Below are 16,935 nucleotides of genomic sequence, written 5' to 3'. Positions count from 1 at the left end.
GTCCGTTCCTCCTCTTTCCCTCAACCCTCACGCTTTTTCTCACCCAAATCAGGGCGGATTCGCGACAAGTAGTTCATTTTCGCTACCAGCATGATCTCATTTTCCAGATAGGCAAATTCTGTGCCTCCGGAATTATTCGTCCATTCCTCACCCGGTTTGCTGATCACATCTGCAATCCGCAACTGGGTAGGACTCATGACTGCAGCCGCAATAATTACCTGTGAGTCACCGGAAATACCTGCGTGCGCGTACCCTCTGAGATGCCCCAGCACGTAGATGCTTCCTGTACTGCGAACCGTCCCCCCGGGATTGACATCTCCCAATAAGAGCAAATCACCGTCAAACTCCAGTACTTGCCCAGAGCGTACCGTATTTACCTGTATGGAAAAATGGGTTTTCAGGCGTTCAGCCATAGCTTCTTCCCGCGTGATCAAATCAGATTCGATTGTATGGATCACCAGGTTGCCCTTCGTTCGAATAATTTGAGTCAACTGCTCTTGTTGCTCGGGTGAGCAGTATCGTTTTCCCAATTTTATAGATACCCGAATGAGTGGCCCTGACAAAATCTGTTGGTGGCTATGCTCTATTTTTTCACGCATATCGGCCAGCAGTTCGTCGAAGGAACAGGTATCATCCATAAAGAAGACGAGCCCCTCTTTAGTCCCTTTGATCGTGACCTTGCTTTTCACAGTCGTCACCGGTTTCACCTCGACCGATACCATTCGCCATGCAGAAAGATTTTTCCTGCTCTGTATGAAAAAATTGCCGAATCGGGTCAGATGGTGGCAGTTTACAAGGGCTTGACTCCATTATTCTCTTGGGCTTGATTGCCCTGGACAACCATTGCGGTTACTTCGCGGACGGTGGATTTGGCTTTGGAACCCCGCCAGTAAGGACACCAGGATTCAGTTCATTGTAGGCTTCGAGCAATCGACGCGAGATCGGACCAGTCGCATCAGAACTGGATGTACCGTCTCTCAAACTGTTCGGCGCAATAACGACGAAGACCAGTTGAGGATTTTCATAAGGCGCAAAGCCGACAACCAGTGCATTTTCCGCTGGCTGCGACGTTTGTGCCGTACCAGACTTGGCTGCCACTGTGAAAGGTAACCCATTGAAACGTTGAACGGTACCACCTGGCTGAGTAACCATCCGCATTCCTTCTCTTACCACCTGGATATACTTCGGATCGATATCAACCCGGTTGAGCACTTGTGGTTCAATAACCGAGAGCGTTTGTCCTGGTTTCTTCGGGTCGGTAGTGCCTTTACGAATTTCTTTTACAAGATGTGGGCGTACCCGATATCCTCCATTCGCAATGGTCGATACGTATTGCCCCAGCTGCATCGGCGTGAACAGATCGTATTGACCAATCATCACGTCCGCCAAGTTTCCGTAGTAAAGGTTCTGGTTTTCCCAACCGGTATGTTCATTCGGCAGATCCACACCTGTTTTCACACCAAGACCAAACTGGGCATTGTAGTAATCATAGACAGAGAACTGCTTCTCCCAGCCATCTTTCCCTTTTCTTGCTAAGCGAATCGCCATTTCGTACATATACGTATTGTTCGACACTTGCAAGGCACGACGAGCGTTAACAGGTCCATGACCACTTGCCTTCCAGTTGCGTTTATACGTGTTACCGACTTTCAAACCGCCTCGGTCATAGATGACTTCGTTCGGTGTAGTCAGCCCCTCCTGAAGCGCAATCATGACAGACAGTGGCTTGTAGGTAGAAGCAGGTGGATACGGCGTATAAATGAATCGGTTTGATTCATTCGGCAAAATGAGCGAGGCGTAATTCTCGTTGAATTTCTTACGGTCGTAATACAGATTCAAATCGTAATCTGGATAACTCGCCATCGCCAATATTTCGCCCGTATTTGGATTCATCACCAATACGTGCGCGTCTTTAAATTCTTTTGGCGTAGAAGGGCGCTTCTTGAATGCTTCAACCTCTTCTTTCAAGATGGCCTCTACCTTACTTTGATAACGCCAGTCCATAGCCAAAACGAGATCGTTTCCTGGCTCAGGGGCTTGACGCATCTGCTTCTCTACCGTCTCCGAATTTTTGTTCACGTGTACTTCCATAATCCCGTTTTTGCCGCGCAAATAACGTTCATAGGAGCTCTCCAGACCGGTTACACCGACACGATCAATAGCGTTGTAGCCTTGTGCCTGATATTCTTTCAAACTCTCAGGACGAATGGCATTGATGTACCCGAGAAAGTGAGTACCAAATGCCGAACCATCCGGATCTTCCAAAATTTGGCGAACAGGCTCCAGCTCCACACTAATTCCCGGCAGTTCGGTACGTCGTTCTTCGATTTGGAACATTTCCTGCTCCGTAATGTTGACCTTGACACGTCTCGGAATGTAGCTAGCCATCTGCGGTGAACGCATCTCCTGCAACAAAGAGAGCTTGTGCCATTGAAATTGGCGTTGCTGCTCTGTCAACGGCAGCTTGATATCCATGTCGAACAACGAGGCATAGCGCAGCAAATCCATGTCGGACTTTTCTGCTAAGCCGTCAGGGGTTGGCAAAACTCCGATCTGATCCTTCACTTTTTTGGCGAGGTCATTGCGATCTTCCTTGTCCAATTTGAAAGTGAGGGTCATATTGGCGTTTATCGCCATTTTTAACAGCTCGAAGTCCGTAGTGTTCGCTTCCGTAATAGCGGGTGTACCCGGTTTGGCAGCATTCAGTTTCTTAATAAGATCTGCTCGCTCCTTGTCATCAAAAGGAGAACGGACGCGCATCCCGAGATACACCGCAGTTTTTACCAGCTCAAAGTCCGACATCTGATCGACGGTCTCTACTTTCGGAACGGCTTTTAACTTCGCCGCAACCTTTACCTTGAGATCGTTTGTTTCTTGCGCATTGAAAGCAACAGGCAAAGTTGATCTCAGTTCAATCGTCTTCTTTAACAATTCCTTATCCGTACCAATTTTGCCGCCATCGGGAATGAGGATTTTTGCCAGACGATCCGCGACTTTCTCTTCGTCAATGTCCTGCCCTTGTTCTTCAACGTATTGAACGGTGTACACTGGCTTATTCGAAACGAGTACCTCACCATTTTTATCCAAGATACGGCCTCGAGGAGCAGAAATCGGCAGTTCACGAATACTGAACTTTTCCAATTCATGCTTGTACTGTTCGCCTTCCACCAACTGCACAAAGGCTAGCCGTAAAATAATGGCAGCGAAGAACAAAAATACAATCACAAACAATATATTGAGCCGAATAGGTATGTCTGATTTCGGTTCTTTGACTTCTTCCACGAACTCTCCTCTCCTTTGCCCTTACTGCATGTGCATTTCCTTTTTCGCCAGAATCTTGTTGCATACATTCTTGATCGGAAAGTATACCAGTAAGCCAAAAGCGAGATTAAACAGCACACTAGGCAAAATTTGATGTGTCAAAATCCATTGAACATCGAAGGGGGCAGCGGAAAACAAGCGGAACAAGGAATACAAAAGCCACTCATGTCCGAACAAAATCAGGAAGCTAGTAATGAAAACCATCCCGAATCCTCTCTGGAACAAAAGAACGATCATCCCTGCAAAGTAGCTGGCCACCATCATGGACATGGTATAGATTCCAATTAGTTGCCCAAACAAGACATCTTGTAAAAATCCGAAGGCAATCCCGTAATACAAGCCCTCACGCCTGCCGAGATACATTGAAATAAAGATACAGCAGACAAGCGCAAACCGGGGGACTATCATCCAAGACAGACCCCCAGTACCAGGTGAAAATACTTGCATCACAGTTCCTTCCAGTACAAACATGACCACGACGCCCAGCGTCAATAAAAATCGCGCCATTACTGACCACCCCCGCTAGCAGGTGGAGCCGGAGGCACAGTTGTCTGCGTTTGTGTCTGGCCGGCTGGCTGTTGCGGGATCAATTCGCCATTGGGAGCGATTGTAAAATCTCGTTCCACAACCATGACTTCATTCAATTGTGAAAAATCAGCGCTTGGCTGGATGTAGGCAGTTTGAGTCAAGCCGTAATCATCTGGCTCTACGCGAACAATATAGCCGATCGGCAAATTAGGAGGTACGACGCCTCCCAAACCTGACGAAATAACTTGCTGATCTTTTTTAATGGCCTGTCCCCAAGGGATTTTACGCATGACGAGTAATCTCTTTTGCGGATCGTATTCCTCGATGACACCACTAATCTGACGGTATACCGGCTTGCCTCCGACCTGTTCCTGCGTCAAAATCCCCGCAGAAATATGGTCCCGCCGTTCATAGCTCGTCAACAATTCAACTGTAGATGAAAAGTTGGCAACACTCTGTACGCGCCCAATCATTCCTTTGGCAGTGATGACCGCCATATCCTTTTTGATGCCACTTTTCAAACCTTGGTCGATGGTAACAACGTTGTTCCATGTATCAGGGTTTCTGGCTACGACCTCTGCAAAATGAAGCCTGTAAGATTTGAGTGAATCTTTTGCCCCCACCATTTCTCGAAGGCGCTCATTATCTGCCTTGAGTGTGTGCAATTCGGCACTTAGACGGGCATATTGATCCAAACTTGCCTTGAGTGCCTTGTTTTCTTCATATACGCCGTACGCGTCTTCAATTTCCTGAAAAAAGCCAGAAACAGCCTGGGCAGGGCGATAGAAAAAGCCCTGCACCACGCTGAAGGTATCTTTGAAGAACATTTCTGGCCAGGTCAGGCTAACCCGATCACGAGAAGTGAAGCCCACGACGGAGATAAGCAGGACCAAGCCTACAAGTACAATGATAAGCCGCTTATTCCCGAAAAACGACATGCCCTACCCTCCGTTTATTTACCCCGTTTTAGTCGGGAAGAGGTGATGCCTTGCTTGGATTTGAACAGGTGAATGTTCTCCAATGCACGACCTGTTCCAATCGCTACGCAATCCAGTGCGTTTTCCGCGACATGCACGGGCATACCCGTTTCCTTACTTAACAGGCGATCCATGTTACGCAAGAGCGCACCGCCGCCTGTGAGTACAATTCCACGATCCATGATGTCCGCCGCAAGCTCAGGCGGGCTTTTTTCGAGTGTTACCTTGACCGATTCCACTATAGCAGAAATGGTTTCCGCCAATGCTTCCGCAATCTCTGTGCTGCTTACCGAGAGCGTTTTTGGCAATCCGGTTACAAGGTCACGACCGCGAATGTCAACGTTTTCGACCTCATCAGGCGCAATCGCAGAGCCGATCTCCAGCTTCAATGTTTCTGCTGTCCGTTCCCCGATCATCAAGTTGTAACGGCGCTTGATGTACTGAATAATCGCCTCGTCCATCTCATCCCCGGCCACACGAATGGAGCGAGATGTAACAATCCCCCCGAGAGAAATGATAGCGACTTCTGTCGTACCACCACCAATGTCTACGACCATACTTCCAGTCGGTTCCCACACTGGCAGGTCTGCACCGATCGCTGCTGCAAACGGCTCCTCAATCGTATAGGCTTCCTTCGCCCCAGCCTGCTTTGTAGCGTCTTCGACTGCACGCTTTTCCACCGCAGTAATACCCGAAGGTACACAGACCATTACGTTTGGACGACGTGTAAACAGCCCTTGATTTTTTTGTGCTTGATTGATGAAATAACGCATCATTGTTGCAGTTGTATCAAAGTCAGCGATAACCCCGTCTTTCATAGGGCGAACCGCTACGATATTACCCGGCGTACGACCGATCATACTTTTCGCAGCATTCCCTACTGCTTCAATGGAATTGTTATTAGTACGAATCGCTACTACAGAAGGTTCACGCACCACAATTCCTTTACCCTTCACAAAAACAAGTGTATTGGCAGTGCCGAGGTCAATCCCCAAGTCACGTGTAAATCCACCAAACATAAAAAAACTCCTTCCAAATATTTATCCAAATGACAAGCATAAGAGAACCTCTATCGAGGCCTCTCTAAGATAGAGCGACCGCGTTTTTGTGGAAGGTTTCATGCGCACAAGAATTCCTAAACGTATCGATGATAAATCTTGCACGTAAAAACATGTTACAAGTACCCTTGCTCCTTGAGACTAACGTACTTGCCTTCCCCGATAATAACATGATCCAACAATGAAATCCCCACCAGTTCACCAGCGTCACGCAATGTATGCGTAATCGCGATGTCTTCCCTGCTAGGTGTCGGATCACCGCTCGGATGGTTATGTAGGCATATCACCGATGCGCTGCTACGACGGATCGCTTCTTTAAAGACTTCTCTCGGGTGTACGATGGAAGCGTCCAGACTGCCTACAAAAATCGTCTGCTTGCCAATCACATGGTTCTTGGTATTCAGAAAGAGACAGACAAAATGTTCCTGTGTCAAATGAGCAAGCTCTGGCGACATCAAATCAGCTACGTCCCGTGGTAAACGGATAGAAGCCCTATACTCTCGAGGCACTCCCATCAATCTACGCCCAAGCTCAAACGCAGCATGTAATTCAATCGCTTTGACTGGACCAATTCCTTTTAGCTCTGTTAACTCAGCATGAGAGGCTTGGGCTAAACCACGCAGGTCTCCAAACCTGGCTAACAAGCGCTGAGCCAGCTGATGAGCCGTCTCTTGTTCCCTGCCTGTCCGCAGTAAAATGGCAAGAAGTTCAGTATCAGACAGATGGACCGCTCCTTCGCGAAGCAGTCGTTCACGTGGACGGTCATAGTAAGGGACGTTTTTCAACAGCATTTTGTTACAGGTATTTGTTGCCATTTTATATCCGCCTCCAGCCATATTCACATTATCGAAAACGGCTGACATGGAGAGGTTCATGAGGCTTATGGCCGTCGCCGCTTGCTTCAAGCATGACAACTTTACAATATCGGCATCCCAAAACGTGTCAAAAGAGTAGACGTCAGGCCTAACGGAAGACCTACAACAGTGAAGTAGTCTCCGGTTATTCCTTCCACGAGCGTGGCTCCAATACCCTGAATGGCGTATGAGCCCGCTTTATCCATCGGCTCACCTGTCGCAATGTACGACTTGATTTCTTGCTCTGTTAAAGCTCGAATTCTTACGTGTGTTAGACTATGTGAGACTTCCGCACGGCCTGTCTCCACATCTATCAAGGCGACTCCACTATAAACGGTGTGCTCTTGCCCCTGAAGCATGGACAACATACGAAATGCGTCCATTTCATCAACAGGCTTGCCCAGTATTTGGCCATCAAGAACGACTACCGTATCAGATCCTAAAACGACGCCTTCCGTCAAGCGAGAAGCCACTTCCTTGGCCTTGCGCAAAGACAATTCTTCTACTACTTCGCTCGCAGATAAATGCTCTGCTGTCGTCTCATCTACATCACTGGTGATGACGGTAAATGATAAGCCTAAAGTTTGCAGAAGCTCCCTTCGACGCGGCGAAGATGAAGCCAGAATGAGAGGAACATTTTTTTTCGTCATTTTTCAACCTACTTTATTCGTCGATGTATCCAAAATGCGAGGGCTAAGCCTCCGATACTGGCTAGATTTAGTTTTACCTGAAAGTTCAGTTCGTACTTCAAAATTTCTAAATCTGCCGCAGGTGACCAAGTAATCTCTTTGCTCTTGGTCAAAAAAGGTAGCCAGGGACTTAAAATCTCCCCGATAATGCTGCCAAACAAAAGTCCACTCACCAACAGAAACACGAGAGTAAGCGTTTCTTTCCCCATTTTCCCAACTCCCTTTTTATAAGGGATTCTCTTTTTGCCAAACATAAGTTTAGCAAATGGGGAGAAGCGAAACAATCCCTGATTGCTCTTGGTAGTTACTGTATAGAAAGAAAAGGCCTCCTGCAAGAAAACCTTGCGGAAGACCATATAAACATGCATTTATGTGGCAGAACGCGCATTTTGAATCCAGCTCGCGTAGCTCTCGAAAAAGGCAAGGACACCCGCCTGTACTTGCCACGCATAGGATTCGGCGCTTTCTACTTTTTTGCCAGCGCTTGCTTCTGCCATTTTGTCTCTGGCTGCCAGCGCTTGATTTACCCCATTTACCATCCCATCTAGCAATGGCTTCCAGGCTTCTTTGGCTTCCATTTTACGGCTTTCCTCCAGAAATTGGCGGTGAATTTCTTTTAATTCTGCTGTTTCGTTTGCCGTTGGCGATAGTTGGCCCGTCGTAATAATCAGCCCTGATTGTGCTGAAAGTTTTTGGACGAGTTTCACACCGTGGGTGAAAAAGGCATTCACGTTAGGGTCACCGGATGCGTTGGCGGCTTTTCCGACAGGGACAGTCCCTTCAAAGGCGGGAAAGGAAAATTCTTTGACGTATATATCCATGCCTTTGTTTTTCAAGCTGGTGGCAAAGCCTAGCACAGCATCTCTTGTGGGTGCCGCGGCTGCGAACATGTACTGCTTGCTTGCGTCCTTATAAAGCAAATGAGGAATCCCCGCTTTCTCCAGTGGTTCTACAGCTGTTTGCGGCGATGCATCCGGCTGGAATACTCCTGCCTGTGCAACGTACATGTTTACGGCTGGCAGTTGTAGAGCTATCGCTTTTTGACCCACTGCGTTACCATTCGTCGGCGTCTCTTGCGTTGGCTGGCTTTCATTAGGCAAAACAGGTCCTCCCACGCCATTTTTCCCAGCCGTTTGTTCAGTGCCTGCACCCGGCGCGGTAAGTGTCTGGACCGTATCACTCAGAACATTGCCGTACGACTCGGAAAATTCTTTTTGGGAAAAGACCGTCAAAACAAGAAATCCGAACAAGAGTCCAATTGCTATAGCCCCACCTGTTGTTAAAGTCGTACGCCAAAAGGGTCCCTTTGGCCATAACGCTGCGAGCCGACTCCCCGGACTACTCCTGTATTCCTTCTCTTCGGTATCGTCGAAAGAATAATCGGATTCATAGGTATCGTTTGGCTCCTGATCGAAATCAATGTTCGGCTTCGTTTCTTTCACGGCGGCTCCACGCAGTTGCATCATGCGTTCCCATGCTTCGTTGCCCTTCTCTTTAAACGGGTCAGTAAACGGCAAGGGAGGCGCTTGAATACGAACTCGAGGCGTGTCATCCTTTGGGGTGCGCTTTCTACTTGCTTCCTTTGGGATATCGTCCCGCTTTTCATCCCAAAACCTTCCGTTCATTTTGACCGTCACACGATTTTTATTTTGTCCGCTCATACGCTTGCCCTCCTAGTCACAGGCTCTTTGTACTAGCATACGTTTTGCTCGGACGGGTTATGACTTCTATCTAGTGATTCTATTAAATTTGTTTCTACTACTTATTCCACATGCAATATCAGTAGGCTTCGTTCATATACAAAACGACTGCTATGCCAATCGTCACAAAAGGCGCAAACGGCACTTCGCATGTTATACTTACTTTTCGTATCAGTAACAAAATGAGAGAGACCAGCAAGGCTGCCATGCTCGCAATGGTCAGAACGACTACGAAATCGCGGACCCCAAGTCCATAGCAGACAAGAGCGAACAGCTTCACATCCCCCATCCCAAGCGCGAGCGGCCTGTGCCAGCTAATCCATCCAAACATCAGTAAACTAAGAATCGCAAAGAATCCCGCCATCAGCCATTCCATCGGCGAAGAGAGAACATACTCCATAAAAGAAATCAGTACAAACCCTGCACCTAATGCAAGATTGGGTATTCGTCTATGACGAAAATCTACCCACGAGAGGTAAAGGCAGAGCCCGAATAATATCACTGCGTTTGCCATTCTTCTTCCCCCAGTCGAAAACTGTTCCTAAGAATACCTTTCATTCCTGGGATAAAAAAACTGCCCAGAATGTCCTGGACAGCCTCTCGATTAATGAACTTGTTTTACGGATTCCAAGTGAACAAAAGGCCAGCGTGGACGAGACCGCCGCCAAACCCATACAACAGGATCGTATCCCCTGCCTTTACTTTGCCTTCCTTGATCCCCAAGGCGAGCGACAATGGAATGGTAGCTGCTGATGTGTTGCCGTAGTGTGTGAGACTGTACAATGTCTTTTCGAGAGGGAACTGACTCTTCTCGCAAATGGATTCGATCATACGCAAATTGGCACTGTGCGGGATGAACCAGTCGACATCTTCGAGCGTTTTGCCTGCCCGGCTCACAACCTCCTGCATCCCTTTTGGAACAGTTGTTACTGCCCACTTGTACACTTCTCTCCCATTTTGGACCATGCATCCATTCCCACTCAATTCTCGTCCGTCCATATGCTTTGACAAGCCCGATCGGTACACATGAATCCCGCCGTCCCCCTTTGAGCCTAAATAGGCGGACAAAAAACCAGGAGCTGTAGAGTCTTGCTCAACCAACACTGCACCCGCTCCGTCTCCGAACAGGATGCACGTCGTACGATCTGTATAGTCGGTTACTTTTGTTAACGTTTCTGCACCTACCACCAACACTTTGCGATGCAACCCAGAGTTGATGAGCGCATTTGCCGTATGGAGCGCATACGTAAATCCTGCACAGGTAGCGGAGAGATCCATGGCTCCCGCTTGCTCGACTTGAAAATGCGCCTGGATTTGACTCGCGACGCTTGGAAATGGATAGTCTGGCGTACTAGTTGCGACCAAAATCATATCCACATCGCGGACATCCTTCCCATAATTTGCAATCATATCGTGGATTGCAGCGATGGCCAGATCACTGGTAAATTCATCTTCCCTTGCCATACGGCGCTCATGAATACCCGTTCGTTGCAAAATCCACTCATTCGATGTATCCACTAGCTTTTCCATATCTGTATTGGTAAGAACGCGACTCGGCACATACGTACCGATGGCGGTAATTCGCGACTTGAAGGGGCTTGTATTTGTCATCATCCGATCATCACCTTTCTTTTCTATGATCTGATTATAACACTAGATATTAGTATCTGGTACTAATTTTAAAAATAAAAATCTATGAAGGGCATTTTGGTTTGAGTCAACATAGTGGAGGAGAAGAAAAAGCACAGTTCTCTTCGACTCTGACACGCCAGCAGGGGGATTCACTGGCCGTCTCCACTACAAAAAGGGGACCGTCGAGCCAAAGCCACCCTACGGGCGGACGTTTCTCAAAGGAGAAGTGTTCGACAAGCGTGGTCCCCTTTTTGTAGTGGAGACTGGGTAGGCCTTGTCAAGGTCTACGAGCCCTGTGCTTTTTCTTCTCACCAGCATTGTTGGTTTATCGATACCTTTTAGAACATAGGTAGATCATCCTTAGCAGTATTACCCAAAACTTTCCCGTAGAAAATAAAAAGACTTGAAACCCGTAGGTTCCAAGCCTTCATATGCCTCTATCCGTTATTTCTCTAGCTTTTCAGCGAGCCAGTAAGCGGATTTCCAAATGTCTCCTGCACCCATTGTCAACACGAGATCGCCTTCTTGCAATCCTTTGAAGACATGCTCCTGCATTTGTTCCTTCGTCGGAATGTATTGCGCACGCGGGTGGCTGTTGGTGCGGATTTTTTGCACCAGCACCTCGGAGGTAACTCCTTCAATCTTTTCTTCTCCCGCTGGAGAGTAGATATCCGTGATGATCACTTCGTCTGCTTCTGCAAAGGCTCGGCTGAATTCATCCATGAGGAAATACGTGCGTGTGTAGCGTTGTGGCTGAAACACAGCGATTACACGTCTGCCCGACGCCCTCGCCCCGCTTAGTGTGGCGATAATTTCCGTTGGATGATGCGCGTAGTCGTCTACGACCAGGACGCCTCGTACATCTCCGATAATTTGGAATCTGCGCTTGGCACCGCTAAAAGTAGACAGTGCCTGTGCAATTTTTTCAAACGAAAGGCCAATATCCAAGCAAACAATGATCGCAGCCAGCGCATTTGCAATATTATGCTTGCCTGGGACTACGAGACACAATTCGCCCAATCGTTCATCCTTGTGATAAATCTGGCACGTGCTGCAACGATCTCCACATTCAATCGAAGTGGCAGAAAACTGTGCTTGCGCCACAAAATTCGGATCGACTGCATACGTCACGACCGTTTTTTCGACGGACGGCATGACTTCACGTACATGTGGATCATCGATACACAGGATCGCTTTTCCATTCGGTTTGAGATGGCTCAAGAACTGGACGTACGCCTGTTTCAAATTGTTGAAGTCGCCATCGAAATGCTCCAGATGATCTGCTTCGATGCTCGTCACAATTTCATACATCGGTCTGTATTCCAAAAAGGAACCGTCGCTCTCGTCTGCCTCGGCAATGACATAATCACTGGCACCAGCCTTTGCGTTGGTACCAGCACTCATCAATTCACCACCGATGATGAAAGTCGGGTCTACACCGCACTCTTCCAGCACGTGAGAGATCATCGATGTCGTGGTCGTCTTGCCGTGTGCTCCGGCAACTGCTACTCCTGTGCGTTCATTCAATATGCGAGCAAGCATTTGGGAACGGTGCATGACTGGAATTCCTAATGCTTGACCTGCGATCACCTCAGGATTGTCTTTGGAAATACTGGTGGAGTATACGATGCTGTCTGCTCCCTCCACGTGGGCAGCATTATGGCCAATATGAATGACCGCCCCTCTTGCTTCCAGCTTTTTCGCCAAATCATTCATGGCGACATCGGAGCCGGTTACCTTGTATCCAAGGTCGATCAAGACGCGGGCAATGGCACTCATACCATAACCGCCGATGCCCACAAAGTGGACGTGTTGGGCCTGATCCACCCTATTCACCTGCCTCTTCTACTATAGTGGGAAAGAATGCGCGTACTTGGGCGATGAAGTAGAGCGAACCGCAGACGACCAACCAGTCATCCGCCTTCGCCGATTGCTTCTCCCGCATCCAAGAAAGGAGAAACGCCCGCCAGTCTGGGACTGCATCGAGAAACTCTTGCTCCCAGCCACCGGCTAAAAACGACTCTTGTAAGCTATTGGCTTCGGCTGCACGCGGGAAGTCAAAGGTTGTCACATGCAGCTTTTTGATTTTTGACTTTACTGGTGCGAGCGACTCTGCCATTTTGGCAAGCGGCTTATCTGCCAATCCAGAAAAGAGCAAATGCAACTGTACTCCGTCCGGCAACAACCGATCCAGACTGCTTACAAGCGCCTCCATTCCTTCCTGATTGTGTGCCCCATCCAAGATAACCATTGGTCTTGGAGAGATGACTTCTAGACGACCAGGCCAACGCGTTTGTTGCAAACCGCGAGATATTTCTTCTTCCTCCAGCAAGAAAGAGAAGTAATTCCGCAGGATATCGATGGTCATTAAAGCAACGGCTGCATTGGTTGTTTGGTGAATGCCATTCATGGTAAGACGGTAGGATGCTTCCGCACGACGGTGAATGCTTTTGTAACGAAACTGTTGTTCACCCAGTTGCTCCTCTACCTGCTCCGCCTGAAAATGTTCACCAATATGATATAGCGTACTCTTCGATTGTCTTGTGCGCTCCTCAAAAATCGCAAGAAGTTCCGGCCTAACCTCACCTGTGACTACTGGAACACCCGGCTTGATAATCCCTGCTTTTTCCCGGGCAATATCTTCCAAGCTTTCTCCCAACACTTGCGTATGGTCCATGCCGATATTCGTGATGACCGAAACAAGCGGAAGGACGACGTTCGTCGAATCCAATCGCCCGCCTAGTCCTGTTTCCCATACGACTACCGCTGGTCTCGCCACTCTTGAAAAATAAAGAATGGCGATCAGCGTAATCACTTCAAATTCGGTAGGGGAGCCGAACTCTGTTTCTTGTTCACAGCGTTGCACCCATACCTTGACTTCATTCACCAACTGCAATAGATCTTCTTCCGCGATCATGCTGCCGTTGTAACGGATGCGCTCACGGAAATCAACCAAATAAGGGGAGGTAAATGTACCTACACTATATCCAGCTTCCATCAGCATTTGCGTCAGGAATGCGCAGGTTGAACCTTTTCCATTGGTACCAGCTACATGAATAAATGGGATTCTCCGCTCAGGATGTCCTACTTGCTCCAAAACCCACTGCATTCTCTCAAGCCCCGGCCGTTGACCGAACCTGAGCAATCCATGCAGCCAGTCGAGCGCTTGCGTATATTCTACAAACCCTTCTTCTGCATGCATACCACAATGCTCCATTCTCAAAAATATGCGATGGTATAGCGGATCATTCGCCCTTCAATTCGGCAAGTCGTGCAATCACTTTATCCCGCTTATCCATGTAGTCTGCCATTTTCGCTTTTTCCTCTGCGACTACTTTTTCCGGTGCCTTGGCCATAAATCCAGCATTGTTGAGCTTTTTCTCAATGCGCTCCACTTCGCCGTTGAGTGTCGCCACTTCTTTTTCCAGACGCTTTAGCTCTTGCTCGATATCGAGCAAGCCTGCCAGTGGAAGGAACAATTCAGCTCCCGTGATCACAGCAGACATCGCTTTATCAGGCGTAGCCAGATCCAGGCTGATTTCCAGACGCTCAGGGTTGCAGAAACGAGTGAGGTAGTGTTCACCGCGTGTCAGACGCTCAGCGGACAATGCATCGCTTGGCTTGATCAAAAGCTCAATTTTCTTGGACATCGGTACGTTTACTTCTGCACGGATGTTGCGTACGCTGCGGATGATATCCATCAACTGGTTCATTTCGCTTTCTGCTTCAGCAAAAATCCACTGCTCGTTAACGGTTGGCCAAGGTGCTACTGTGATGCTCTCGCCTTGGTGAGGCAATGCCTGCCAAATTTCCTCCGTCATGAACGGCATAAACGGATGCAATAGCTTGAGCGTTTGATCCAGAACCGTTACCAGAACGGATTGGGTTGTTTTCTTCGCCGCTTCATCGTTACCATACAGCGGCAGCTTCGCCATCTCGATATACCAGTCACACAGGTCATCCCAAATGAAGTTGTACAGCACACGGCCTGTTTCCCCAAATTCAAATGCGTCAGACAGACGGGTTACATCTGCGATTGTCGCTTGCAGGCGGGAGAGAATCCATTTATCTGGTGTAGACAGCTCACCGCTCAAATCGATTTCCTCGTATTTGAAGTCTGCCAGGTTCATCAAGGCAAAACGGGACGCATTCCAAATCTTGTTCGCGAAGTTGCGGTTTGCCTCCACCTTTTCCCAGTAGAATCGTTGGTCATTTCCTGGGGAGTTCCCTGTCGCCAGTGTGTATCGCAGTGCATCCGCACCGTACTTCTCAATCACTTCCATCGGATCGACACCGTTTCCGAGTGATTTGGACATTTTGCGGCCCTCGGAGTCGCGAATAATGCCGTGGATCAAGACGGATTCAAACGGACTTTTCCCGGTAAATTCAAGACCTGAGAACATCATGCGAGCAACCCAGAAGAAAATGATATCGTAACCTGTTACCAGGACGTTCGTTGGATAGAAGTACTTCATGTCCTCAGATTCTTCCGGCCAGCCTAGTGTGGAAAACGGCCATAGACCAGAGGAGAACCATGTATCGAGAACGTCGTTGTCCTGCTCCAGCTTGTGGCTGTGGCAGCTTGGGCACTCAGTCACATCCGTGCGAGATACAATCGTTTCGTTACAATCTCCGCAATACCATGCAGGAATTCGGTGACCCCACCAAAGCTGACGGGAGATGCACCAGTCGCGGATGTTTTCAATCCAACGCAGGTAATTCGTCTTGAAGCGCTCTGGGACGAATTTCACGCTCTCAGGGCTGTTTGCATTAGCCAGTGCTTCGTCAGCCAAAGGCTGCATTTTTACGAACCATTGGGTAGAAAGGTATGGTTCTACAACTGCATCGCTGCGCTCACTATGTCCAACCTGATGAATATGCTCCTCAACCTTGAACATAACACCTTGCTCGGTTAAATCTTTGATGATTTGCTTGCGGCATGCAAAGCGATCCAAGCCTTTATAGATACCAGCCAGCTCGTTCATCGTGCCCGTCTCATCCATGACAACGATTTGTGGCAACTGATGACGAAGACCCAATTCAAAGTCATTCGGATCGTGTGCTGGCGTAATTTTTACAGCGCCAGAACCAAACTCAGGATCAACGTAGTCATCTGCGACGATTGGAATTTCGCGTCCTACGATTGGCAAAATAACGGTTTTGCCGATCATGTCCTTGTAACGTTCATCTTCCGGATGTACCGCTACAGCCGTATCACCGAGCATTGTTTCAGGACGGGTTGTAGCTACTTCGATATAACCAGTGCCATCTGCCAATGGGTAACGCATGTGATGCAGCGCACCTTTTACTTCCTTGTAGATCACTTCAATATCGGACAGAGCTGTACGGGCAGCAGGGTCCCAGTTAATAATGCGGTTGCCACGATAGATCAAGCCTTTTTCGTACAGACGAACAAATACTTCGCGTACAGCTTGGGACAAGCCTTCATCCATCGTAAAACGCTCACGGGAGTAATCCAGGGCAAGACCGAGCTTTTCCCACTGCTCACGAATATGCGAAGCGTAGATGTGCTTCCACTCCCATACCTTTTCCACGAATTTTTCGCGGCCCAGATCATGGCGAGAGACGCCTTCTTCACGCAAGGTAGCTTCTACGCGGGCTTGAGTTGCAATACCAGCGTGGTCCATACCTGGCAAGAACAAGGTGCTGTAGCCTTGCATACGCTTGGTACGCGTAATGATATCTTGCAAAGTCGTATCGAGCGCATGGCCTAAGTGCAATTTACCAGTTACGTTCGGCGGTGGAATGACAATCGTAAACGGACGTTTATTCGGGTCACGTTCTGCCTTGAAAAATTGTTTCTCGATCCAATACGGATACCATTTGTTCTCTGCTGCTTTTGGATCATAGTTTTTCGGCAGCAATTGGTCGATGTCGGTTGTTGGCTGTGTAGACATGTACGACTCCTCCTATTAGCATGACTTGCTTTGCAAAAAATAAAAAAACCCTTCATCGCAAAGGACGAAAGGATTATTTTCGCGGTACCACCTTTGTTAACACACGATAAACGTCAAGCTTATGGTGTGTTCACTCTGACAAGATAACGGTTGCGAACCGGTTTCGGCTAGGCACATGCTTTCACCGAAAAAACTCCTGGGCGACCTTCAGCCATTCATAACCTTAGAGAATCTCGCAGCAACTGATTCTCCTCTCTG

At 48.3% G+C, this 16,935-nt stretch carries 14 protein-coding genes and 1 other annotated feature (1 of these 15 cut by a window edge); all 14 genes read right to left on the bottom strand.

Features of this window, described 5'->3' with window-relative positions; translation table 11 throughout:
• Window positions 1-20: 20 nt before the first annotated feature.
• Window positions 21-698: a septum site-determining protein MinC gene (minC, locus tag ASG16_RS18850; RefSeq protein ID WP_026042972.1), complete on the bottom strand. Its 678-nt coding sequence runs from the start codon at window positions 696-698 to the stop codon at window positions 21-23.
• A gap of 151 nt (window positions 699-849) precedes the next feature.
• Entirely contained in the window at window positions 850-3,282 is a 2,433-nt protein-coding gene (locus tag ASG16_RS18845; protein ID WP_056497564.1) for a peptidoglycan D,D-transpeptidase FtsI family protein, read from the bottom strand.
• Between the two features lie 21 nt (window positions 3,283-3,303).
• Complete coding sequence (mreD, locus tag ASG16_RS18840) at window positions 3,304-3,828, bottom strand: rod shape-determining protein MreD (RefSeq protein ID WP_048032105.1); 525 nt, start codon at window positions 3,826-3,828, stop codon at window positions 3,304-3,306.
• Window positions 3,828-4,787 carry a rod shape-determining protein MreC gene (mreC, locus tag ASG16_RS18835; protein WP_056497567.1) on the bottom strand — a complete coding sequence of 320 codons (960 nt, stop codon included), beginning with the start codon at window positions 4,785-4,787 and terminating at the stop codon, window positions 3,828-3,830. Before mreC ends, mreD begins: the two co-directional genes overlap by 1 nt.
• Window positions 4,788-4,801: 14 nt before the next feature.
• The gene (locus ASG16_RS18830; protein ID WP_016739188.1) at window positions 4,802-5,845 is read right to left on the bottom strand and encodes a rod shape-determining protein; all 1,044 of its coding nucleotides are present in this window, start codon (window positions 5,843-5,845) and stop codon (window positions 4,802-4,804) included.
• 155 nt (window positions 5,846-6,000) lie between these two features.
• Window positions 6,001-6,699, bottom strand: a complete 699-nt coding sequence (gene radC / locus ASG16_RS18825; protein WP_012685551.1) for a RadC family protein — start codon at window positions 6,697-6,699, stop codon at window positions 6,001-6,003.
• Window positions 6,700-6,800: 101 nt separating this feature from the next.
• On the bottom strand, window positions 6,801-7,388 hold the full coding sequence (locus tag ASG16_RS18820) for a Maf family protein (protein ID WP_048032103.1): 588 nt from the start codon (window positions 7,386-7,388) through the stop codon (window positions 6,801-6,803).
• Between the two features lie 8 nt (window positions 7,389-7,396).
• Window positions 7,397-7,636, bottom strand: a complete 240-nt coding sequence (locus tag ASG16_RS18815; protein ID WP_007726664.1) for a DUF4321 domain-containing protein — start codon at window positions 7,634-7,636, stop codon at window positions 7,397-7,399.
• Window positions 7,637-7,795: 159 nt separating this feature from the next.
• Window positions 7,796-9,088 carry a hypothetical protein gene (locus ASG16_RS18810; protein WP_056497570.1) on the bottom strand — a complete coding sequence of 431 codons (1,293 nt, stop codon included), beginning with the start codon at window positions 9,086-9,088 and terminating at the stop codon, window positions 7,796-7,798.
• A gap of 118 nt (window positions 9,089-9,206) precedes the next feature.
• Window positions 9,207-9,641, bottom strand: a complete 435-nt coding sequence (locus ASG16_RS18805; protein ID WP_056497573.1) for a prepilin peptidase — start codon at window positions 9,639-9,641, stop codon at window positions 9,207-9,209.
• 104 nt (window positions 9,642-9,745) lie between these two features.
• Entirely contained in the window at window positions 9,746-10,741 is a 996-nt protein-coding gene (locus ASG16_RS18800) for a ketoacyl-ACP synthase III (RefSeq protein WP_056497576.1), read from the bottom strand.
• Window positions 10,742-11,203: 462 nt separating this feature from the next.
• Window positions 11,204-12,586, bottom strand: a complete 1,383-nt coding sequence (gene murC, locus ASG16_RS18790) for a UDP-N-acetylmuramate--L-alanine ligase (protein WP_056497579.1) — start codon at window positions 12,584-12,586, stop codon at window positions 11,204-11,206.
• Window position 12,587: 1 nt separating this feature from the next.
• Window positions 12,588-13,961, bottom strand: coding sequence for a bifunctional folylpolyglutamate synthase/dihydrofolate synthase (locus ASG16_RS18785; RefSeq protein ID WP_056497582.1), 1,374 nt, complete (start codon window positions 13,959-13,961; stop codon window positions 12,588-12,590).
• Between the two features lie 43 nt (window positions 13,962-14,004).
• Window positions 14,005-16,677 (bottom strand): valine--tRNA ligase, encoded by a 2,673-nt coding sequence (locus ASG16_RS18780; protein ID WP_056497585.1) that lies wholly within the window; start codon window positions 16,675-16,677, stop codon window positions 14,005-14,007.
• A 57-nt stretch (window positions 16,678-16,734) separates the two neighbouring features.
• Window positions 16,735-16,935 (bottom strand) — a binding site (T-box leader); it runs 41 nt beyond the window's last position.

Origin of the sequence: Brevibacillus sp. Leaf182 (assembly GCF_001423865.2) — a bacterium.
In the GTDB taxonomy this organism is placed as follows: Bacteria; Bacillota; Bacilli; order Brevibacillales; family Brevibacillaceae; genus Brevibacillus; species Brevibacillus brevis_C.
This window is presented reverse-complemented; position numbering and strand designations above follow the sequence as displayed.